The organism is Roseovarius sp. TE539, assembly GCF_003298505.1.
Classification (GTDB): Bacteria; Pseudomonadota; Alphaproteobacteria; order Rhodobacterales; family Rhodobacteraceae; genus Roseovarius.
The window spans coordinates 109,629-131,197 of record NZ_QNGB01000011.1 but is presented as its reverse complement, the minus strand read 5'-3'; the positions used below and the strand labels follow the sequence as shown (position 1 = coordinate 131,197).

The 21,569-nt window shown below is 63.5% G+C and carries 16 protein-coding genes and 1 tRNA gene; 13 read left to right on the top strand and 4 right to left on the bottom strand.

Annotated features, from left to right (window positions below):
• Positions 1-130 precede the first annotated feature (130 nt).
• The 5 genes from DQW77_RS09260 to DQW77_RS09240 all read left to right on the top strand — a co-directional run bounded on the left by DQW77_RS09260 (position 131) and on the right by DQW77_RS09240 (position 5,614).
• Positions 131-382, top strand: coding sequence for a restriction endonuclease subunit S (locus DQW77_RS09260; protein ID WP_113257926.1), 252 nt, complete (start codon positions 131-133; stop codon positions 380-382).
• Entirely contained in the window at positions 379-837 is a 459-nt protein-coding gene (locus DQW77_RS09255) for a hypothetical protein (RefSeq protein WP_113257925.1), read from the top strand. Before DQW77_RS09260 ends, DQW77_RS09255 begins: the two co-directional genes overlap by 4 nt.
• Positions 838-978: 141 nt before the next feature.
• Positions 979-2,127 carry a DUF4268 domain-containing protein gene (locus DQW77_RS09250; protein WP_113257924.1) on the top strand — a complete coding sequence of 383 codons (1,149 nt, stop codon included), beginning with the start codon at positions 979-981 and terminating at the stop codon, positions 2,125-2,127.
• Positions 2,127-5,219 (top strand): type I restriction endonuclease subunit R, encoded by a 3,093-nt coding sequence (locus DQW77_RS09245; protein ID WP_113257923.1) that lies wholly within the window; start codon positions 2,127-2,129, stop codon positions 5,217-5,219. The genes DQW77_RS09250 and DQW77_RS09245 overlap by 1 nt, the downstream gene beginning before the upstream one ends.
• A 20-nt stretch (positions 5,220-5,239) precedes the next feature.
• Complete coding sequence (locus DQW77_RS09240; protein WP_113257922.1) at positions 5,240-5,614, top strand: hypothetical protein; 375 nt, start codon at positions 5,240-5,242, stop codon at positions 5,612-5,614.
• A 118-nt stretch (positions 5,615-5,732) separates the two neighbouring features.
• Here DQW77_RS09240 and DQW77_RS09235 read toward each other — a convergent pair whose 3' ends face one another.
• The 3 genes from DQW77_RS09235 to DQW77_RS09225 all read right to left on the bottom strand — a co-directional run bounded on the left by DQW77_RS09235 (position 5,733) and on the right by DQW77_RS09225 (position 7,268).
• Complete coding sequence (locus DQW77_RS09235; protein ID WP_113257921.1) at positions 5,733-6,347, bottom strand: SOS response-associated peptidase; 615 nt, start codon at positions 6,345-6,347, stop codon at positions 5,733-5,735.
• A 234-nt stretch (positions 6,348-6,581) separates the two neighbouring features.
• Positions 6,582-6,656, bottom strand: a tRNA-Gln gene (locus tag DQW77_RS09230).
• 117 nt (positions 6,657-6,773) lie between these two features.
• The gene (locus tag DQW77_RS09225; RefSeq protein WP_113257920.1) at positions 6,774-7,268 is read right to left on the bottom strand and encodes an SH3 domain-containing protein; all 495 of its coding nucleotides are present in this window, start codon (positions 7,266-7,268) and stop codon (positions 6,774-6,776) included.
• Between the two features lie 112 nt (positions 7,269-7,380).
• Here DQW77_RS09225 and DQW77_RS09220 point away from each other — a divergent pair, with 112 nt between their 5' ends.
• The 4 genes from DQW77_RS09220 to DQW77_RS09205 all read left to right on the top strand — a co-directional run bounded on the left by DQW77_RS09220 (position 7,381) and on the right by DQW77_RS09205 (position 13,362).
• A complete protein-coding gene (locus DQW77_RS09220; RefSeq protein WP_113257919.1) occupies positions 7,381-8,367 on the top strand; it encodes a D-glycerate dehydrogenase in 987 nt (328 codons plus the stop codon).
• Positions 8,368-8,393: 26 nt separating this feature from the next.
• Positions 8,394-10,181, top strand: coding sequence for a gamma-glutamyltransferase (ggt, locus tag DQW77_RS09215; protein ID WP_113257918.1), 1,788 nt, complete (start codon positions 8,394-8,396; stop codon positions 10,179-10,181).
• Positions 10,182-10,270: 89 nt separating this feature from the next.
• A complete protein-coding gene (locus DQW77_RS09210) occupies positions 10,271-10,696 on the top strand; it encodes a hypothetical protein (RefSeq protein WP_113257917.1) in 426 nt (141 codons plus the stop codon).
• Between the two features lie 164 nt (positions 10,697-10,860).
• The gene (locus tag DQW77_RS09205) at positions 10,861-13,362 is read left to right on the top strand and encodes an FAD-dependent oxidoreductase (RefSeq protein WP_113257916.1); all 2,502 of its coding nucleotides are present in this window, start codon (positions 10,861-10,863) and stop codon (positions 13,360-13,362) included.
• An 84-nt stretch (positions 13,363-13,446) separates the two neighbouring features.
• On the opposite strand, the gene DQW77_RS09200 is transcribed toward DQW77_RS09205, so the two are convergent.
• On the bottom strand, positions 13,447-15,261 hold the full coding sequence (locus DQW77_RS09200; protein ID WP_181711223.1) for a patatin-like phospholipase family protein: 1,815 nt from the start codon (positions 15,259-15,261) through the stop codon (positions 13,447-13,449).
• Positions 15,262-15,558: 297 nt separating this feature from the next.
• On the opposite strand from DQW77_RS09200, the gene DQW77_RS09195 reads away from it, so the two are divergent.
• Genes DQW77_RS09195 through DQW77_RS09180 form a run of 4 tightly spaced genes read left to right on the top strand, consistent with a single transcriptional unit; the run spans position 15,559 to position 21,505 of the window.
• The gene (locus tag DQW77_RS09195; protein ID WP_113257914.1) at positions 15,559-17,964 is read left to right on the top strand and encodes an FAD-dependent oxidoreductase; all 2,406 of its coding nucleotides are present in this window, start codon (positions 15,559-15,561) and stop codon (positions 17,962-17,964) included.
• Positions 17,961-19,511, top strand: a complete 1,551-nt coding sequence (locus DQW77_RS09190; RefSeq protein ID WP_113257913.1) for a trimethylamine methyltransferase family protein — start codon at positions 17,961-17,963, stop codon at positions 19,509-19,511. The genes DQW77_RS09195 and DQW77_RS09190 overlap by 4 nt, the downstream gene beginning before the upstream one ends.
• 3 nt (positions 19,512-19,514) lie before the next feature.
• Positions 19,515-20,201 carry a TetR/AcrR family transcriptional regulator gene (locus tag DQW77_RS09185; protein WP_113257912.1) on the top strand — a complete coding sequence of 229 codons (687 nt, stop codon included), beginning with the start codon at positions 19,515-19,517 and terminating at the stop codon, positions 20,199-20,201.
• Complete coding sequence (locus tag DQW77_RS09180) at positions 20,198-21,505, top strand: FAD-binding oxidoreductase (protein WP_113257911.1); 1,308 nt, start codon at positions 20,198-20,200, stop codon at positions 21,503-21,505. The genes DQW77_RS09185 and DQW77_RS09180 overlap by 4 nt, the downstream gene beginning before the upstream one ends.
• The last annotated feature ends 64 nt before the right edge of the window (positions 21,506-21,569 follow it).

Below are 21,569 nucleotides of genomic sequence, written 5' to 3'. Positions count from 1 at the left end.
TTGACGTTTCCATCAGTAACACCTGCTCTTCCTCCGTGCCAAAGCGCACGGATGTTAACAATGCAGGTGGGTCAGTTTTAGATGATCATACCCACCCAAGTGGGTCACTTTTGCATGCCGATTCACAGTCTTGGCGAACGCGAACGGATCGACCTTCCAGGAGATTTCGAAGAAGAATTTCCGGCCGCTGCCGTGTGTGGTCGCGCCAGACCCGGTCCGGAGCGCGTTCCGCGACCTCGCCGGAACATGGTTCGATAGGCTCGCGGGCCTCTGCGCAGAGAACGCGAACCTGGCCGCCCTCCGCGACTCCCTTCTCCCGCGCCTCATGTCCGGCGAACTCCGCATCCGCGAGGCCGAGAAACAGGTCGAGGAGGTCGTATGACAGACGAAGTCGATGACGCCTGGATGCTCTCCCGGAGGGACGCAGACATCCTCGAAGAAATCCTTCGCAACGTGGGCACGGTCAACAGTCGATCTTTCGAAGTGCGGATTACGTGTGAGGCCGCGGTGCATGCGTTGGAGAGCATACTCGCCCGGACACCTTTCGACTTCCAAGTTTCACTGGCGTGGACGGAGCATTACCCTCCTCAAAACCCGGATGTTGAGGAACTTGAGGATTACGCAACAGTGCAGATCAGTATTTCGAATGAATGCGTCGGTCTGCAGGCAGATATCTGGGATGATCGAATGAACCCCTCTGGCGAAACGTGTCGCGTCGTGGAGCTGGCGCTTACGCCTGACGGTGCATTTGATCCAGAAGAGGTCAGTGCATGGCTGAAGGCGTTCAAATTGAGATACGGGGAGCCAGAGGTGTATCTCAATCTGGACGGTCGCTAATGCCAATTCATAGTATATTCCTTGGGTTGATGGAGCGTTTCTCTGATCGTGAGAGGGAAAGTCTTGTCGGCGAATACTTGGTGGCAGTCGCATTATCGAGGCAAGCGCTCGACTATCAGTGCGACATTTCGAGGAGTAACCATGTTCCAGATTGATCGCACCGCCAACCGCCTGCGCAAGCTCGAGCGAACCAGCTTCGCGCAGGTCGGGTTCCGGGAGCGGGAGCATCTTCAGGAATGGCTCGCCACCATGCCGGACGCCCTCTGCGAGGCGATGAGCGAGGGCGAGGACGGCCTGCTGATCATCCAGAAGGAGTTCGACGGCTTCGACGGCACCCGAGAGCGGCTCGATCTGCTCGCACTGGACCGGGCCGGGCAGCTGGTCATCATTGAGAACAAGCTTGACGATTCCGGTCGGGATGTCGTCTGGCAGGCCCTGAAATACGCCGCCTATTGCTCGAGCCTGAAGAAGGCCGAGATCGTGGGCATCTTTCAGCAGTATCTCGACCGCCAGGGCGGCGGCGACGCGGCCGGGCTGATCTGCGAGTTCCTCGGCGAGGACACGCTGGACGAGGTCGTGCTGAACGACGGCACCAACCAGCGCGTCGTATTCATCGCCGCGAATTTCCGGCGGGAAGTGACGGCCACGGTGCTCTGGCTGCGCGAGCACCAGATTGACGCGCGTTGCGTCAAGGTCGTGCCCTACCGGTTCGGCGAGGAGACTTTCGTTGACCTCCAGCAGGTGATTCCGACGCCGGAGGCCGCCGACTACATGATCCGGATGGCCGAGAAGGACAGCGAGGAGAAGACGGCCAAGGGGGCCCAGAAGTGGAACCACCAGATGCGGCTCGAATTTTGGGAGCAGGCCCTGGAGGCGCTCCGCAGCGCAGGCCTGGAGCGATGGCAGAACATCACCCCGTCGCGCGATCACTGGTTGAACTCCAGCATCGGCGTCTCTGGCGTCACACTGACATTGATCTTCCTGCGGCATGAGGTGCGGGTCGAGTTCCAGCTGAACCGATCTGACCCGAGTGAGAACAAATGGCTCTTCGACCAGCTTGCCGAGAACAGGGAGACGCATGAGCAGACCGTCGGCGAGGAACTCGAATGGCGACGGATCGACGACAAGAAGGTCAGCATGGTTGTCTGCAAGACACCGGTCCAGGGCTACAGCAAGGAGAACTGGCCGGAGATGATCGCCTGGCTGGTCGACCACTACCGGAAGATCGACGAGGCATTCTCTGAGCCTGTTCGGGGGCTGGCGGCGCGCATGAAGCCTGGTGGTGCGTGATGGCCTGGAACTCGGAATCCGACCTCGAGGACTTCATGATGGAAAAGCTGGCTGGGCTGGGCTACGCCGCCGCCTCCGGGGCGGAGATCTCGCCTGAGAAGCGCGACCCGGAACGGCGCAGCTTCCACGAGGCAATTTTGAGGGGGATATTCGAGAAGGCCGTTCGCCGACTTAATCCGGACTTACCGGACGGCGCGGTGCAGGAGGTAATGACCCGTGTCACCGACGAGACCTTCGCCGGTGACCTCATGGCAGAGAATCGCCGCCTGCACGGCCTGATGACCGGCGGCGTCCCCATTACTTACTTCCGTAGTGGCGAAGAGCGCAATGATCGCGCGCGGCTCGTGGACTGGGATGACGATGACAACGCCTGGCACGCGTTCAACCAGGTCGACATGGTCGGTAAGAACGCGCGCATCCCGGATGTCGTGATTTACCTGAACGGCCTGCCTCTGATTGTGATCGAACTGAAGGGCACCGAGGGGGCCGACATCGACGCGGCCTTCAACCAGATCGAGACCTACAAGGCCGATATTCCGAACCTCTTCCGAACCTCGGTCTTCTCGGTGATCTCCGACGGGCTGAACGCACGATATGGAACGCTCTCGGCGGGCCTCGACCGGTTCATGCGGTGGCGAACCGTTGATGGCGAGACCATCCTGTCGGAGCGTGAAGGCCTCGCTCTGAACACGCTGACCGAGGGGCTGCTGAACCGGTCCGTTCTACTCGATATGCTGCGCTGGTTCACCGTCTTCGAGGACGAGGGGAAGGGACCAATCAAGAAGACGGCCGGCTACCACCAGTTCCATGCGGTCCGGAAGGCCATGGAGTCGATCCTCGTTGCGCGCGGCGACCACGGTAAGGGCGGCGTCATCTGGCATACTCAGGGCTCTGGGAAATCGCTCCTGATGACCTTTCTTGCCGGGCGAGCAATGCACCTGCCGGACCTGGAGAACCCGACGGTGCTGGTTCTTACCGATCGCAACGACCTGGACAATCAATTGTTCGCCACATTCGGTCGGTGCAAGGACCTTCTTGGCGAGACGCCGGTTCAAGCGGACAGCATCGAGGAGCTGAAGACGCTGCTGAACCGACAGGTGGGTGGTATCGTGTTCTCGACGATCCAGAAGTTCCGGCCCGAGCGCGGCCAGGATTTCCCCGAGCTCACCGATCGCTCCAATGTCATCGTCATGGTCGATGAGGCGCACCGCACGCAGTATGGCTTCGAAGCAAGGATGAACCATAAGACCGGTGAGGTCCGGCATGGGTTGGCGCATCACCTGCGCACGGCCTTGCCCCGCGCGGTCTATGTCGCCTTCACCGGCACACCCGTGGAACTGGTCGGGGCGAATACCCGGTCGGTGTTCGGCGACTACATTGACGTCTACGATATTGCGCAGGCCGTTGAAGACGGTGCGACCGTGCCGATCTATTACGAAGGCCGCGTGGCCCGTGTAGAGATCGCCGAGGAGGTGCGCGACAGTCTCGATGAGGAATTCGATGAGGCAACCGAGGCGCTGCCCGAGGACGAGGTAGGAGCCGCAGCCAAGAAGTGGTCGCAGATCGAGAAACTGGTAGGGGCTGGCCCGCGTCTCGATGCGGTAGTCGCCGACATCCTCGAGCATTTCGATGCCCGCCTGGCAGCCATCGATGGCAAGGCGATGATCGTCTGCATGAGCCGCAGGATCTGCGTCGAGGTTTACAAGCGCATCGTGGCGGCTCGCCCTGAGTGGCACTCTGAAACCGACGAGTCTGGTGCGGTGAAGGTCGTCATGACTGGAAACGCCACGGATCCTCAGAATTTCCAGCCGCATGTTCGCAGTAAGGCGAAGCTGGAATCCTTGAGGAAACGATACAAGGACACGAGTGACCCCCTGAAGCTGGTGATCGTGCGTGACATGTGGCTGACCGGCTTCGATGCGCCCTGCATGCACACGCTCTACGTCGACAAGCCCATGAGGGGACACGGACTGATGCAGGCAATCGCACGTGTGAACCGGGTCTTCGCCGGAAAGCCCGCCGGTCTCGTCGTCGATTATATCGGTCTCGCCGCCGATCTGAAGAAAGCCCTCGCGCACTATTCCCTGGGCGACCAGGCCCAGACCGGTGTCGATGAACGGGAGGCTGTCGCAGCCTTTCTGAGTGCGCTTGAGGTTGCGCGCGGATTGTTCCATGGCTTCGACTACTCTCAGGTCCTCGGAGGCACGGCAGCCGATCGCCTGGATATCCTCCCGGCGGCCGCGGACCATGTTCTTCAAGAGGCGCGCGACGACGGGCGGGAGGGCCACAAGGACTTCGGCAAGCGGTTTCTCGATGCCGTCGCGGCCCTGGCCCACGCATTCAAGCTGGCGGCCGGCTCACCGGAGGCCAAGGCGCACGCGGAAGAGGTTGCGTTCTTCCTCGCGGTCAGATCGGCTCTTCAGAAGCTCGACTTGAAGGGGGGCGGCGGGCGGAATTCCTCGCCGGATTTCGCGATCGAGCAACTTCTGAATCGCGCCGTTGCATCCACGGAGGTGGTCGACATCCTCGACGCGTGTGGCTTTGATCGTCCGGACATCAGCGTTCTGTCCGAGGAGTTTCTCCTCGAGATCCAGCACATGCAGCACAAGAATCTCGCGGTCGAAGCCCTGAAGAAGCTTCTCAATGGAGAGATCAAGGCCCGGACTAGGGGCAACGTCGTGCAGAACCAGAAGTTCTCGGAGCGCCTCACGAACGCGATCGCACGATATCACAACCGAAGCGTCGACGCCCTTCAGGTCATTCAAGAGCTTATCGGCATGGCCAAAGACCTAAGCGCCGAGCCTGAGGACGACATGTCTGAGGCAGAGAGGAGCTTCTACGACGCTTTGGCGCAGAACGAGAGCGCCGTCGAAGTCATGGACAACGACCGGCTCAAGGTGATCGCGGCTGAACTCGTGAGGTCCGTTCGGGAGAATTCCGGCGTGGATTGGTGGCAACGCGATGATGTGCGGGCGAAAATGCGCGTTTCCGTGAAACGTATCCTTCGGCGATATGGATATCCGCCAGACCTTCAGGCCGAAGCGGTGAAGTTGGTCATAAAACAAGCCGAAGCGCTGGCGCGTAGTATGTAGAGATCGTTCGCAGGCTTGCGATGTGTGAGACTGCCACGCTCGATCCGATCACCGAGTTCGGTGCGAACGCCTATACCGAGGAGGAGGAGCGGTCGCTCTCGGAGATCATCGACTCCTTCAACGAGCGGCACGGGACGAGCTTCTCGCGCGACGACTTCCTTCGCTTCGAGCGCGTCACCCGCGAGATCATGGACGAGGACATGACCGAGATGGTCCGCAACAACCCCGCTGACGTGGTCTACAACGCATTCTCGCAGGCGTTCTTCCAGGGCATGGTCAAGATGTTTCAGAACGACAACGAGATGCGCAACATCGTCATGACCGATAAGGACGCGCGCGAGCAGGCTACTCGGCACTTCTTCAAGCGCGCGCAAAGAGCGGCGCGGGAGGGCTGATAGGTTAGCATCTACCCCATATATACGAGTGTGTTGCAGCGCATTTCGCTCGTAGGATGCTGGTGCAAGACATGCTTGGAGTAGTTGCCGGGTAGCTGGTGCACTTGGTTCAGCGAGGTCATGCCATCGGCTCGATCAGCGCCTCTCCTTCATCCCTGATCCCGAACCGCGCAACCGCGTGATGCTTGACGCGGTAGCCTTCACCAAGGTCGGTCCGGTCGGACCCTGACAGCCAGTCTTCACGCTCAGTGCTGTTGAGGATCACCGGCATGCGTTCATGAATCGGCGTGACGGTGTCATTCGCCGCACGCGTCAGGATCGCGCTGGTGCGCAGATCGTTCCAGACCGACAGGAGGCCCGCGAACCACAGTGTCTCCTCGTTACCGGCGCTGGAGAAGAAATGCGGCTGCTTGGGGCTCTTGGTGCCGGTCCACTCGAAGTAGCCGCCTGCGGGGATCAGGCAGCGGCCATAGCGCCACGCCCCGCGAAAACTGGGCTTGGTCGCCGCATCCTCGATCCGAGCGTTGATCGTGCTGGCGCGCCAGTCCTTCAGATCGCCCTTGTGCCAGCTCGGGATCAGGCCCCATCGCGCGCAGGTCAGCTCCTGGCCCAGGAACACATAGACCTCCTGCGTCGGCTTGATGTTGAACCGGCGCGGATATGGCGTGATCTTGAGTTCGCTGAACTCGAACTCGGTGCCGCGCAGGTTGGGGTCTATGAAACGTCCGCACATAGACAAACGATGACGGGTCCTGTGCCGATTCTACAAGGTGCAGTCATGGTGAGGGTGGGGTGTGCTGTCCTGCTTATACCGTTCTGACGGTCAGGTGTTGCAACCTTTCTGCCCTGATCGACTCGTCGATGTGAAAAGAGCCGAAGATGAGACAGATCCATGATCCGGAAAAGTGTTCCGGAGGCGGAAACCAGTTCCCGCCTAACTCATTGAAAAATAAGTATTTAGGGGCGCTGGCTGGGGTGGTAGGATTCGAACCTACGGTACACGGTACCAAAAACCGCTGCCTTACCACTTGGCTACACCCCAGCAGTGGCCGGTTTCCTACTCCGGTCCCGGCGGCTGTGCAAGAGGCGGGTTTCAAAAAATCCGGCCGGTTTGCCCGAGGTCGCGACGGAGGGCGGCGGATGATTCCGCGCGGGGCGGTCAGTCACCGTGTGATGCTGCCGCTGCCCCCCACAGCCGGTCCCTTTGAACCCACCCCTCGTACCCGGCAGTGGACACCTGGCACCAGGCGTGCCGGCATTCCTCGAGGCGGGCGATCACTCCGAGTTCGAGACGCGCAACGGTCATGGCATCCGGGTCCGGGCGGGATTTCATCTCCAGCATGTCCTGTTCGACAAGTGCCGTGCGCGCCCCCGACAGCAGTGAATAATGCATCCAGCCCCCGGCCCCGTCACGGTCACGCACCCGCCGCCAATGTCCGTATTCGGCCGTGATCTGGAGCGGGACATGGCGGCGCTTGAACACCCAGTCGATCCGGTGTGTCCGGCTTGGCCCCCGCCGCACGTTGCCCTCGACCGCCTTCATCGAGACGAAGCGTGGCAATGGCAGGTTGGTGATCGGGCCGCGATCCTGCGCCGACGCAGCCCCGGCGACAACGGCAACAAGAAGCGCCGCGCAGACCGCAATTGATTTCATCGCCTCTATCCGCTTTCTGCCCGTCAAATTCCGGCGGGGTTCTTGTGCCCCGACTTTTCCTGCGTCACTCTGGCAGTAACGCGCGGTGTTTGGAAGAACGAGGAGAGGTGCGATGCCAACTGCACGCCTGAGTGTTGTCGTAACGCGACGCTTGCCCGAGACGGTCGAGAAGCGGATGGAGGAGCTTTTCGACGTGCGCCTGCGCGACGATGACACGCCGATGACCCGCGAGGAACTCGCGGAAGCGGTGCGTTCGGCCGACGTGCTTGTGCCGACCCTTTGCGACACGATTGATGCCGGCCTGATCGCACAGGCGGGGGACCGGCTGAAACTGATTGCCAATTATGGCGCCGGCGTGGACCACATTGATGTCCAGACCGCGCGACAACGCGGCATCCTGGTGTCCAACACACCCAGCGTCTCAGCCGAGGACACCGCGGACATGACGCTGGCGCTGATCCTGGGTGTCACGCGGCGGATCCCCGAGGGCATGGCAGTGATGCGCTCGGGAGAATGGGAGGGTTTTTCGCCGACCGCGTTGATGGGGCGGCGCGTCGGGGGCCGTCGGCTGGGCATACTGGGGCTCGGCCGGATCGGGCAGGCTGTGGCGCGACGCGCCGCGGCTTTCGGAATGCAGATCCATTATCACAACCGCCGCCGCCTGCGCCCCGAGATCGAGGACGAGCTGGGCGCGACGTATTGGGAAAGCCTGGACCAGATGGTGGCGCGGATGGACGTGATCAGCATCAATTGCCCGCATACCCCGTCCACCTTTCACCTGATGAACGCGCGGCGTCTGAAACTCCTGAAGCCCGAAGCGGTGATCGTGAACACTTCGCGCGGTGAGGTGATCGACGAGAACGCCATGACACGAATGCTGCGGGCGGGAGAGATCGCCGGTGCGGGCCTCGACGTCTATGAACACGGGGCTGAGGTCAATCCCCGGCTGCGGGAGCTTGAAACCGTTTTCCTGTTACCGCACATGGGATCGGCCACGCTGGAAGGTCGTGTGGAAATGGGCGAAAAGGTCCTGGTCAACATCAAGACGTTCGACGACGGGCACCGCCCGCCCGATCAGGTCGTCCCGGCGATGTTGTGACTGTGGCCCGGGCTGGAGACGGGAAGATGCGATACCGGATTTGCCTGACACTCCTGCTCTTGGTCCTCGTGCCCGCGGGCGCATGGACACAGCAGGCGGCAGATGGTGTCGAGCCCGAAACCGGCGGTGCAGGCACGCCGGACGGGTCGGCGCGCGTTCTGGAAGCGCAAGGGCGCAAGGCGGACGGTCGCCCCGTGCAGGCGCGGGACTGGATGATCGCCGTGGCCCATCCTCTAGCGGCCGAAGCGGGCGCAGACGTGTTGGCGGCGGGCGGTACGGCGGCGGATGCGATGGTTGCCGCTCAGGCGGTTCTGGGTCTGGTCGAGCCGCAAAGTTCCGGGCTCGGGGGCGGTGCCTTCCTTGTGCGGTGGGATGCTGCGACAGGCGAAATGACAACGCTCGACGGCCGCGAGACCGCGCCGTTGGCGGCAACGCCGCGCCTGTTCCACGATTCGCGCGGACAGCCCCTCGGGTTCTTCGAGGCGGTCGTGGGCGGGCGTTCGGTCGGTGTGCCCGGAACGCCGGCGCTTCTTCAGGCTGCGCATGTCCGTTGGGGCCGGGCCGAGTGGCCGGCGCTCTTGGCGCCCGCGATCCGCCTTGCCGAGGAGGGCTTTCGGGTCAGCCCCCGGCTTGCCGCTCTGGTCGAACGCGACGCCGCGCGTCTTGCCCGCTTTCCGGAAACGCGGGATTATTTCCTGCCGGGCGGGACGCCGCTGGCGGCGGGGCATACCTTGCGCAATCCTGAATATGCCGAAACCCTGCGGCGCATGGCCGAGGACGGGGCCGGCGCCATCTACTCGGGTGCCATCGCGCGCGACATCGTCGCGACGGTGCGCAATGCACCCGGCAATCCCGGCCTGCTGAGCGAAACCGATCTGGCCCTTTACGCGGTCAAGGAGCGCGCGCCGGTCTGTGCGGCCTATCGCGGGCACCGCGTCTGCGGGATGGGACCGCCGTCTTCGGGGGCGCTCACGGTGGGGCAGATCCTGGGCATGCTGGACAGGTATGACCTGTCGGGGATGGGGCCTGACTCGGCCCTTGCCTGGCGGCTTCTCGGAGATGCCAGCCGTCTGGCCTTCGCGGATCGCGCGCGGTACATGGCCGACAGCGATTTCGTGCCGGTTCCGGTCAAGGGGCTGGTTGAGCCCGATTATCTTGGGCGACGGGCGCGGCTTTTGCAAGGCACACAAGCTCTGGATGCCGTCTCGGCGGGCAAACCGGCCTTTGATCACGCGCTCAACCGGGCTGACAACGCGGCGATGGAACGGCCCTCCACATCGCATATTTCCATTGTTGACACGTATGGCAACGCGCTTTCGATGACCACCACCATCGAGAACGCCTTTGGCTCACGGCTTATGGTGCGCGGCTTTCTCCTCAATAACGAGTTGACGGATTTTTCCTTCCGTTCGCACCGGGACGGGGTGCCGGTGGCCAATCGCGTGGAGCCCGGAAAACGCCCGCGGTCGTCCATGGCGCCGACAATCGTGATGCGCGACGGGGCGCCGGTTCTCGTGGTGGGCAGCCCGGGCGGCAGCCGCATCATCGGCTACGTGGCCAAGACCATCATCGCGCATCTCGACTGGGGGATGGATGTACAGCAGGCAGTGGCCCTGCCGCACTTGGTCAACCGTTTCGGTACCTTCGACATCGAGGCGGGCACCCGCGCCGAAGACCTCGCCGCTCCGCTTGAGGCGCTTGGTTTTGATATCCGGCTGCGCGGGCTCAATTCGGGTCTCCATGCGATCTCGGTCGGGCCGGTCCTGCGCGGTGGCGCCGATCCGCGGCGTGAGGGCATCGCGCTCGGCAAATAGCTTCGCGCCGCGAAGATTGCACGCTGTCATCCAAGTTTGGCCCGGATCGCGGGCCATTCCCAGAACCTGGTCCGCCAGGGAGGTATGACATGGCAAACTATTTCGCCTTCGGGTTTGTCGCTGTCGCCGGACTCGCGGTGACGGCGGCCGATTACGTGACACAAAGCCGGGTTTCCGGCAAGCCCTTCGGCGATCTTGCGATGGCCGGTTATGCGGAAACGGTTCGCACCCGGCTTGCGGGTGCGCAGGCAGCGCCGGTCCTTCCCGAAGGGCCGGAGCCCGGGGGCGCCGGAACAGACCGGGACGGGCTTGTTGCAAAGGATGGAAAGCTGTCCGAAGCGGGACGTCCTGCCGAAGCGCCACGGGACATGACCGCGGATGCCCCGGTGACCGACAACCGGAGCGGGGCGGAGTCGGTGGCGGATGATGTCCCGGCGGCGCGGCGCCTTTCGCAGGACCCGGGCGGCGCTTGCAGGACGACCTCGGTCGGGAAGTCGTGTTCCGTGTCCCGGTAGTTTCGCCACGCCCGTGACATGTGCCCGTCCCATCCCGCGCCGCGTTCGGAACTCTTTCGTCCTCGGCGTCGGTTTTGCGCATTCTTAGGTCGGCTGAGCCGTGAGATTTTCGTTTGTTTCAGCGATGATCCGCCAAATTCAGTTCGCGAGGGAGTCGCACAGCCATGAAAACGCATGTCAAAGCCCTGGTCGTCGGTGGCGGTGCCATCGGAACCTCTATCGCCTATCATCTGGCCCGGTTCGGATGGGACGACGTGATGCTCCTTGAGCGGGACGAGCTTACATCGGGATCCACGTGGCATGCGGCCGGTCTGCTGCCGCTGTTCAACATGTCATACGCGGTCAGCCACATCCACGACCACTCGGTCAAGTTCTACAAGACCCTTGAAGAGGAAACCGGCCTCAACGCGGGCTTCTCCGTGGTTGGCAACCTGCGCATGGCGCAGACCAGGGAACGCATGGACGAATACATGGTCTATGCCTCCACCGCCGAGACGGTTGGCGTGCCCTACGAGTGGATGACCCCCGCACAGATCAAGGAGCGCTGGCCGCTGGTGCGCACCGAGGATCTGGAAGGCGCGATCTATCACCCCACGGATGGCTACATCAACCCGGCTGACGTGACCATGGCCATGGCCAAGGGCGCCCGTCAGCGCGGCGTGACGATCGAACGCAAATGGCAGGCCGACGCCTATGAATGGACCGGCTCCGAGTGGAAGGTGACCCTGACGAAGATGGTCGAGAAGGGCGGCAACCTGGTGCCATCGGATGAACAGACTGTCGTGACCGCCGAACACGTCGTCACCGCCACGGGAAACCATGCGCAGCGCACCGCCAGGTTGCTGGGGATCAAGTCTGCCGCGATCCCGGTCGAACATCAGTTCATCGTTACCGATGCCGACCCCGCCCTGCAGGACTATCGCAACGCCGGCAATCCCGAGCACCCGGTCCTGCGGGATGCCGACGCCAAGTGGTATGTCCGCGAGGAACGGGGCGGCTGGATCCTCGGACCGTATGAATGGAACGCACCGGCGCGGTTCGAATTCGGCGTGCCAGACAGTTTCCGCGCCGACCTCTTTCCGCTCGATCTGGAGCGGATCGAGGAAGAATACATGTCGATGATCCACCGCATCCCGTCCTCCGAGGAGGTGGGCCTCAAGGACGATTACAACGGGCCGATCTGCTACACTCCCGACGGCAATCCGCTGGTGGGGCCGGCGCCGGGACTTCGCAACATGTGGCTGGCCGAGGGCTTTTCCTTCGGCATCACCGCCGCGGGCGGAACCGGGCACTACATGGCGCAGATGATGGTCGAGGGCGAAGCCGAGATCGACATGGCGAGCCTCGATCCCAAGCGTTTCGGAAACTGGACCACGACCGAGTATTCGGCCCGCAAATGCGAGGAAGCCTACTCCCACGTGTACATTCTTCACCATCCGGACGAGGAGCGTGAGGTCGCCAGGCCGCTTCGGACCGCGCCCAGCTATGACCGCCTCAAGGCCCGCGGTGCGCAGTTCGGGGCGGTCAACGGTTTCGAGCGGCCCAACTATTTCGGCCCGCTCGACGCCCCGGCGGATTTCGATCACAAGGCGCGCAGCTTCCGCCGCGGCGGCTGGTGGCAATATGCCGTGGACGAAGCGCGCGCGGTGCGCGAGGGGGTTGGCCTTCTCGACGCCTCCGCCTTCACCAAGCACACGGTGAAGGGACCGGGCGCCACCGCTTTCCTCGACTGGTTCACCTGCAACAAGCTGCCCAAGGTCGGGCGTATCAACCTCACTTACGCGCTCACGCCGCAGGGGACCACGCGGACCGAATACACGATCGTGCGTCTGGCCGAGGACAGTTATTATCTGGTGTCTTCCGGGGCGCTCACCGACTACGATGGCGACTACCTGCGCAAATGCGCCGAGGACAAGGCGGGCGAGTTCGGCTACATCGCGGTGGAGGACGTGACGAACCAATGGGGTGTCTTCGCCATCGCCGGTCCCGGATCCCGCGATGTCCTCAAGGAGGTCGTGAAGGACGCGGACACTGCCACTGTGCTGGGCAACAAGCGTTTCCCGTGGCTTTCGATGCGCGAGATCGAGCTGGGAATGTGCCCGGTCCGCGCGATCCGCGTGGCCTATACCGGCGAGTTGGGCTGGGAGCTGCATCACCCGATCGAGATGCAGAATTACCTTTTCGATCTTCTGGAAAAGGCGGGCGAGACGCATGGCATGAAACTGGTTGGCGCGCGGGCGCAGGGCTGGCTCCGTCAGGAAAAGAGCTACCGCGCCTTCGGCAACGAGCTGGGCCGTGACGCCACGCCGCTTGAGGCCGACCTGCCGCGTTTCGTGGACCAGTCAAAGGAGTTCCTGGGCAAGGACGCGATGAACGACATAGGGGTGCGCTTCAAATGCGTGACCGTCCTGATCGACGGACCGGAAGACGCCGATCCCTGGGGATCGGAAGTGCTGTATGACGGTGACACGCGCGTCGGGCGTCTGACGTCGGGTGGCTACTCGGTGGCGTTCGGCAAGTCCATCGGCATGGGGTATGTCACGCCCGAACACGCGGTCGAGGGCAAGAAACTTCAGGTGAAGATCCTCAACAGCCTGTGGGATGCCGAAATCACCTGCGACAGCCCGTACGACCCGAAAAACGAGGCCATTCGCATAGATGGCTGACCGGGCCTGACACTTTGGAAACCGGAAACGGGCAATGCCGCGGGCATTGCCCGCCGGCCCGGGAACAGAGGTGGCGGAGGCGGATCAGGCCCGGTCGAGAGGGGCGGATTGATCGGCCACCCGGGCCGCTGCGTCTTCCGGCGTCTCCTTTTCGGCCCGTGCCGCAGGCCGTTCGATACCCCGCTCAAGGTTGATCCGGGCAAGCGTCATCAGGGCACTGACTGCCGCGGCGTGTGGACCGGGGTCTTCGATCGTTTCGCACGCAAGCTTGTATCCCATGTCGTAAAGCTCTCCGTGCCTTTCCCAGTTCATGAAACCCAGACCGTCGGGCGGGTCGGGGCGGATGAGCAGGTCTTCCGGCTTCAGTTCAAGATCGCGGGCTGCCTGGTTCACCAGGAAACTGCGCAATATCGTGGACATGAGCCCCGGCGCGCGCGGCAGGATCTTTCCGAACGGCAGCAGATAGGCGCGAATGAGGCCCGCGCGGCCGGGCAGCGCGAAGTAATCGACATCGAACAACTGCGGTCTCGACCGGCGAATGCCGATGATCACGTTCGGTCCGTCCTTGAGGCTGTGCATGGTCTTGTAGGGCATGTTGTCCAGCATGCCGCCATCTGCCAGCATCCGCCCCTCCTTCGTGTAAAAGGGGGGCAGGGCGGCGGGGATCGCGCAGGAGGCCCTTACCGCCTGCCAAAGAGGGCCGGTGCGCATGACCTCCTTGGTGTTGTAGGAAAGATCGCTGACCACGGCGAAATAGGGCAGCCACAGATCCTCGATGTTCCCCTCGGTGTAACTCATGCGGAGATACCGGTCGAATTCGGTATGATCCAGAAGGCCGTAGCGCGGGACGGTCAGGCGGCTGAGTGCTCCGCTCTTGACGAATATCTCTTCGGTGCGCCGATCGATCTCGTCGCTGTCCAGCCCCATCGAAAACGCGGCGGCCATGGCACTGCCCACGCTCGTGCCGCCGAAAATGTCCAGCGGCACACCGGCTTCGCGCATGGCCTTGTAAACACCGACCTGAACGCTGCCGAAGGCGCCGCCTCCCGAACACACGACACCCACGGCCCGGCCGCAAAGGAAGCGGGCCAGCCGCTGCAGATCGTCATCATCCGAAAGGCAAAGGTGGTGATGCATGAAACAAGGGCGCGACTCGAGCCAGGCATCCGTGCCCCGGACCCACTCGGATCGTTGCGGGTGAACCAGAAGCAACCGCCTGTTTTCCGCCGGCAGGAGGTCGAACATGAATCGTTCGATCTCGGAATGGGCGGGCGGCGGGCCGGCGGGCGAAACCATGAGCACCTGATCGGCCTGTCGAATCGCCGTTCTGGTCCAGTCGCCATCATCGGGATCGGCGACATAGACAAGACAATCCGCCTCGCGTTCCCGGTCGCTGAGCCAGGCGATCGCCTGGCCGCTATCATACGAGGCATCCCCGAGCGCGTCCCTGAAGGCATCCAGCGTGACCGCCCTGGGGGTGCAGTAAAGACGCAGGGAGTCCAACAACCGTTCCGCCAATCCTTCGGGCAGCGTGCCGTCGCCTGCCGGGACCAGGGCTATGCTTTGTGCCGGCGGCGGGGTTTCGTCGGCGGTGACACGACGGCTGGTTTCGGCAAGCCGCCCGGCCAGGACTGCAAGGGTCGCTTGGGCGATGTCGGGATCACGGCGGCAGAGCGCCTCGTACTCGTTCCGCTTGAGCCGCAGGACAACGGAATCCCGGGCCGCGATCACGTCTGCCGTCCGCTTCTCACCGGTGAAGAACGCGATTTCGCCAACCGGGTTTCCGGCGCCGATGTCAGCCAGGTGCACACCGGATTTCTCGACCCGGAAGCGTCCGGATTCAACAAGGTAGAGCGCGTCTGCGTCAGTGCCTTCGCGGATCAGGATGTCACCGCGCATGAACGTCTCATGCTCGAACACGGACATGTCTGTGCCGTGTTTGGTGAGGGCGGTGAACAGCCCCCTGTCTTTACCGGCCGGTTCGTTTCCCACAACAGCATGCCCTCATAAGCGGCGCAGGCTCGACCTGCACAGCGCCAAAGTTACCGGGCACCCGGGGACTTGTAAATGTCGGGTGACGCTCCGGCCTGCCAGAGACGGGGAATCAAGCAATGGACAGCTATGTCTAGACAGATTTGCCCAGTCTGATTACCGTCTGCCGGGAATCATCGGGTGCATCCAGTATCGGAGGGCGGAATGAAATCGCATTATCGGGTCGTGGTCATCGGTGGGGGGGTCGTGGGCGCGTCCGTCCTCTATCATCTCGCCAAGTTCGGCTGGAAGGACGTGTGCCTTGTCGAACGTTCGGTGCTGACCGCGGGATCAAGCTGGCACGCCGCCGGCGGATTTCACGCCCTGAACGCGGATCCGAACGTGGCCGGCCTTCAGGCCTACACCATTGACCTGCTGAGCGAGATCGAGGCCGAAAGCGGCCAGTCGGTGGGCATGCACATGACCGGGGGCATGACCCTGGCAGGCACGCAGGACCGCTGGGACTGGCTGCAATCGGCCTACCGCGTTTTCCAGTCCATCGGGATCGAGGATGTCCGCCTGATCACCCCCGAGGAGGCCGGGGAGCTGTGTCCGGTCATGTCCACCCACGGGATCCTTGGCGGAATGTGGGCCGACCGCGAGGGGTATATCGACACCACGGGCACGGTGCATGCCTATGCCGGCGCCGCGAAGAAGAACGGCGCCGAGGTGATCGAGCATAACCGGGTGCTGGAACTCAACCAGATGGCGGACGGCTGGGAAGTGGTGACCGAGAAGGGCACAATCCGGGCCGAACATGTCGTCAATGCCGCGGGCCTGTGGGCCAAGCAGGTCGGCCGGATGGCCGGCATCGAGCTTCCGGTCTCGCCACTTGCCCACCATTACCTCCTGACCGAGACGATCCCCGAGGTCGCGGCACTGGACCAAGAAATGCCGCTTGTCGTCGACCTCGAAGGGTTCACCTACATGCGCCAGGATCAGAAGGGCATGCTGCTGGGCATCTACGAAGTGGATCACAAGCACTGGATGATGGACGGGGCGCCCTGGAATTACGGTATCGAGCTTTTGCAGGAAGAACCCGACCGCATCGAAAAGGAGCTGACCCTGGGCTTCGAACGCTACCCGGTCCTTCAGAACGCAGGCGTCAAGAACTGGGTCAACGGCGCTTTCACCTTCTCGCCGGACGGCAATCCGCTGGTCGGACCGGTGCCGGGCAAACGTGGCTACTGGTGTGCCTGCGCGGTCATGGCCGGCTTCCTGCAGGGCGGCGGCGTGGGCAAGAGCCTCGCGGAGTGGATGATCCATGGCGAGCCGGAGGCGGATGTCTATGGCATGGACGTGGCCCGCTACGGCGAATTCGCGGCCAACAAGCAATACATCAGGGAAACGACCGGGCAGTTCTATACCCGGCGCTTCGTGATGACCTATCCCAACGAGCAGCTTCCGGCCGGCCGGCCCCTCAAGATGGCACCCGCGCATGACGCGATGACCGCGGCCGGGGCCCGCTGGGGCGCCGGCTGGGACCTGGAACTGCCCCTTTACTTCGCACCCGAAGGCTTCGAGGAGACCCCCACCCTCAGGCGTTCGAACGCCTTCCCGATCGTGGCCGAGGAATGCCGGGCGGTGCGCTGCGATGTGGGCCTTCTGGACATTTCGGGTTTCTCGCGGTTCGAGGTCACCGGCCCCGATGCCGAGGGATGGCTCGACCGGATGATGGCGTCGCGCCTGCCCGGGCCGGGTCGCGCGCGGCTGGCGCCCATGCTTGGCCATGACGGGCGGCTCAAGGGGGATCTCACGATCTTCAACTGGGGTGACGGCACCTGGTGGATCATGGGCAGCTATTACCTGCGTGCCTGGCACATGCGCTGGTTCCGGGATCATATCGAGGACGGAGTCAACATCCGTGACCTTGGCGAGGAAATGGTCGGATTCTCGCTGGCGGGTCCGAAAGCGCGCGCGGTCCTCGAGAAGACGACCGATGGCGATATCGCCGGCCTGCCGTTCATGGGCTGCGGGCATTTCGATGTCGGGCTGATCCGCGGCAGGATCGGGCGCCTGTCGGTCGCGGGCGAGCTTGGCTACGAGATCCATTGCCGGATGGGCGATCACATCGCCCTGCGCCGCACGCTGCTTGAGGCGGGCGCCGGCGAGGGCATCCGCGAATACGGGTTCAATGCGCTGCTCAGCCTGAGGCTGGAAAAGAGCTTCGGCATCTGGTCGGCGGAATTCACCCAGGGCTACACGCCCGGCATGACCGGCATGGACCGCTGGATCGACTGGCGGAAATCCGATTTCGTGGGCCGGCAAGCGGCCCTGGCCGAACGCGACGGCAACGGGCCGGCGCAGGTTCTCGTGACCCTGGAGATCGACGCAGCGGATGCTGATGCAAGCGGGTTCGAGCCGGTCTGGAAAGAGGGCAGGCGGGTCGGCTTCGTGACCTCGGGCGGATATGGCCACACGGTTGATAAATCGCTGGCCATGGCGCTTGTGGAACCGGCCCATGCGGCCGTGGGAGCCGAGCTTTCGGTGCATGTCGTCGGCGTGGAACGGCCTGCGCGGGTCATCCCTGCCTCCCCCTACGATCCTGACGGAAAGGCGATGCGACAATGACGCTGATCGAGAATTCAGGGCGCCGGCGGCGTGGCCGCCCCGGCAGCCGGACAGGGGCCGGGGCACCGCCGCGCAAGACCGATTACCGCAACCTGGTCAACCCGTTCCCGCCGATGGACGCGGTCAGCCAGGATCGCCTCGAGGCGATTCATGACGCGGCGCTGCGGGTTCTGGAGGACCAGGGGGTCAAGATCCTGTTGCCCGAAGCACGGAAGATATTCGCCGCCGGTGGTGCGATCGTTGACGAGGAGACCGAAATGGTCCGTATCGGGCGCGATATCGTGGCCGCCGCCCTGGACAGCGCGCCACGCTCGGTGCCGGTGCGCGCGGGGGCGCGCGACCGGGATATCACGCTTGAACTCGGCCGGCTGGTCTTTCAGCCCGGAGCGGGTGCGCCGCATGCCACCGATCTCGAACGCGGACGCCGGCCCGGCAATGCCCGCGACTTCAGGGAACTGATCCGCCTGACGCAGCATTTCGACGTGCTGCACATGATCCCGCCCCTTGTCGAGCCGCAGGATGTGACGCCCGAGTTGCGCCACTACTTCACTCTGGAAACCCAGCTCACACAGTCCGACAAGGTGCCTTTCATCTTCTCGCGCGGCACCCCGCAGGTGCTGGAAAGTTTCGAGATGCTGCGCGATTTCCGCGGCCTGAGCGATGCTCAATTCGCCGCCGAAAGCCACTGCTACACCATAGTGAACACCAACTCGCCGCGCCAGATCGACATTCCCATGGCGCAGGGCCTGATCGATTTCGCCCGGCACGGTCAGGTTTCCATTGTCACGCCCTTCACGCTCATGGGGGCGATGGCCCCGATCACCGTCGCCGGGGCCGTGACCCTCAGCCATGCCGAGGCGCTTGCCGCGATAACCCTGACACAGCTCGCGCGGCCCGGTGCGCCGGTCTGCTACGGCACCTTCACCTCCAACGTGGACATGAAATCGGGGGCGCCGGCCTTCGGCACGCCCGAGCATTTCAAGGCATCGTTGCTGGCCGGGCAGCTGGCCCGGCATATCGGACTGCCATGGCGCTGCGCGAGCGGCTCCGCGGCCAATATCGCGGATGCGCAGGCCGCCCATGAAACACAGTTCGCGCTGTGGGGGTGCCTGCTGTCCGGGGCGACGGTGGTGATTCATGCTGCGGGCTGGCTGGAAGGCGGGCTGAGCGTGTCCTACGAGAAGCTGATCACCGATCTGGAGGTGTTGCAGATGGTGGCGGAACTCTGCACCCCGGCCGAGGCCGGCACCGATGCGATCGGGCTTGACGCCATTTCAGAGGTCGAACCGGGCGGGCATTTCTTCGCCGCGGCCCAGACGATGGCGCGCTACCAGTCGGAATTCTACGATCCGCTGGTCGCCGACTGGTCGAATTTCGGCACCTGGTCGGATCGCGGGGCCATGGACGCCTCTACACGTGCGACGGCGATCTGGAAACGCATCCTTGAAAGCGACGATGGACCCGCCGTCGATCCCGCCCGCGCCGAGGCGCTGCGCACCTATATCGACATGCACACCGCCCGCGGCGGTGCCGCCCCGGAGAGCTGAGGAATGGGCGGGCCGCTTCTGCACCGGAATGACCCGAGCGCCGAACCGCTGGTCGGCAACGTCAAGGTGACGCGCGCCGATTGGTTGAATGTGGCCATGGATGTCCTGGTCAGTGATGGCGTCGAACAGGTCAAGGTCCTCAACATCGCTGATCGGATGGGCGTGTCGCGGTCGTCCTTCTACTGGTACTTCAAGTCCCGTCAGCAATTGCTTGATGCGCTTCTGAACCGCTGGGAGGCCGGCAACACCGCCGCCCTCGTGGCGCAGGCCGAAACCCCGGCTGCCTCGATCACGGCGGCGGTCTGCAATGTCTATCGCTGCGTCGTCAACGAGGCGCTCTTCGATACCGCGCTCGATTTCGCGGTGCGGGACTGGGCACGGCGATCCGGCCGCGTGCGCCGCATGCTGGACCAGTCCGACGCGCGCCGGGTCGAGGCGCTCAGGGCCATGTTCGAGCGGTACGGCTACGAACACCTCGAGGCGGTCACGCGGGCCCGGGTGCTTTACTACATGCAGATCGGCTATGACCTTGCGCAGCTCAACGAACCGGTGGAGTTCCGCCTTTCGCTGGTGCCGCATTATCTCTTCGTCTTTACCGGCGTCCATCCCGAGCCGGAGGAGGTGGAAGAATTCCGGGCCTATTCCCGGGCGCATTTCGAACGACAGAAAGGACGCGAAGAGACATCATGACCCAAACCGCAGACGCAATCATCATCGGCACCGGGGTGATCGGGGCCGCACTGGCGCTGAGCCTTTCGCGGCAAGGCTGGAAGACCCTTTCGGTGGATCGCAACACGCAGGCCGGGCACGGCTCCACCGCCGGCTCCTGTGCGATCATCCGGATGCATTATTCCACCTTCGATGGCACCGCGCTTGCCTGGGAAGGGTATCATTACTGGCGTGACTGGGCGGAATACCTGGGCCTGCCGGGCGACGCCCACCTTGCGCAGTTTCGCGAGACCGGCTGCCTGGTGATGAAGACCGCGGCCAATGGCCACCTGGAAAAGCACATGAAATACAGCGGCGAACTGGACTGCCCGTTCGAGGAATGGACCGCCGCCGAGATAGAGGCGCGGCTGCCCATCTACTCGATGGACACCTTCGCACCCGCGCGCCGGATGGATGACCCGGCCTTCGGAGAACCCACTGGCGGCCGTCTCGAAGGGGCGGTTCTGTGGCCGCGTGCGGGATACGTCAACGACCCGGCGCTCAGCGCACAGAACATGATGGACGCCGCCCGCCAGAGCGGAGCCGCGTTGCGCACCGGCTCCGAAGTCGTCGAAATCCTGCAGGAAGGCGGGCGCGTCAAGGGTGTGCGCCTGCACGACGGCGAAGAGGTGCACGCGCCGGTGGTCGTCAATGTCGCCGGGCCGGGATCCTCGATCGTGAACCGGATGGCCGGCGTGACCGAGGACATGACCATCGGCACGCGTCCCCTGCGCCAGGAGGTCGTGCATGTTCCAGCACCCGAGGGGTTCGATTTCGAACGTGACGGCCTGATCGTCTCGGACAGCGACATCGCCTGCTATGTGCGGCCCGAGCAGGGCAATCACATCCTCATCGGGTCCGAGGATCCCGAATGCGACACCCATCAGTGGTGCGAGGACGACATCACCTACAACCGCGATTTCACGGATCAATGGACGACACAGGCGATGCGCTATGCGCAGCGCGTGCCGTCCCTCGGCATCCCCGGACGTACCCGCGGGGTGGTGGATCTCTACGATGCCTCGACCGACTGGATTCCGATCTATGACAAATCCAGCCTGCCGGGCTTCTACATGGCCTGCGGATCAAGCGGGAACCAGTACAAGAACGCCCCCATCGCGGGCGAGATGATGGCGGCGCTGATCAACTACTGCGAGGGCGGCGCGGATCACGATGCACAGCCGCTGCAGTACAGGCTGCCCTATGTCGGGCGCGAGATCGATGTTGGCTTCTATTCCCGAAAGCGTCCGATCAACGAAGAGTCGAGCTTTTCAGTCCTGGGTTAGATCCGCCAACACCTTAACGATCATGTCGGACTGATAAAACATCCAAAGGTTGTGTTGCCCGGGT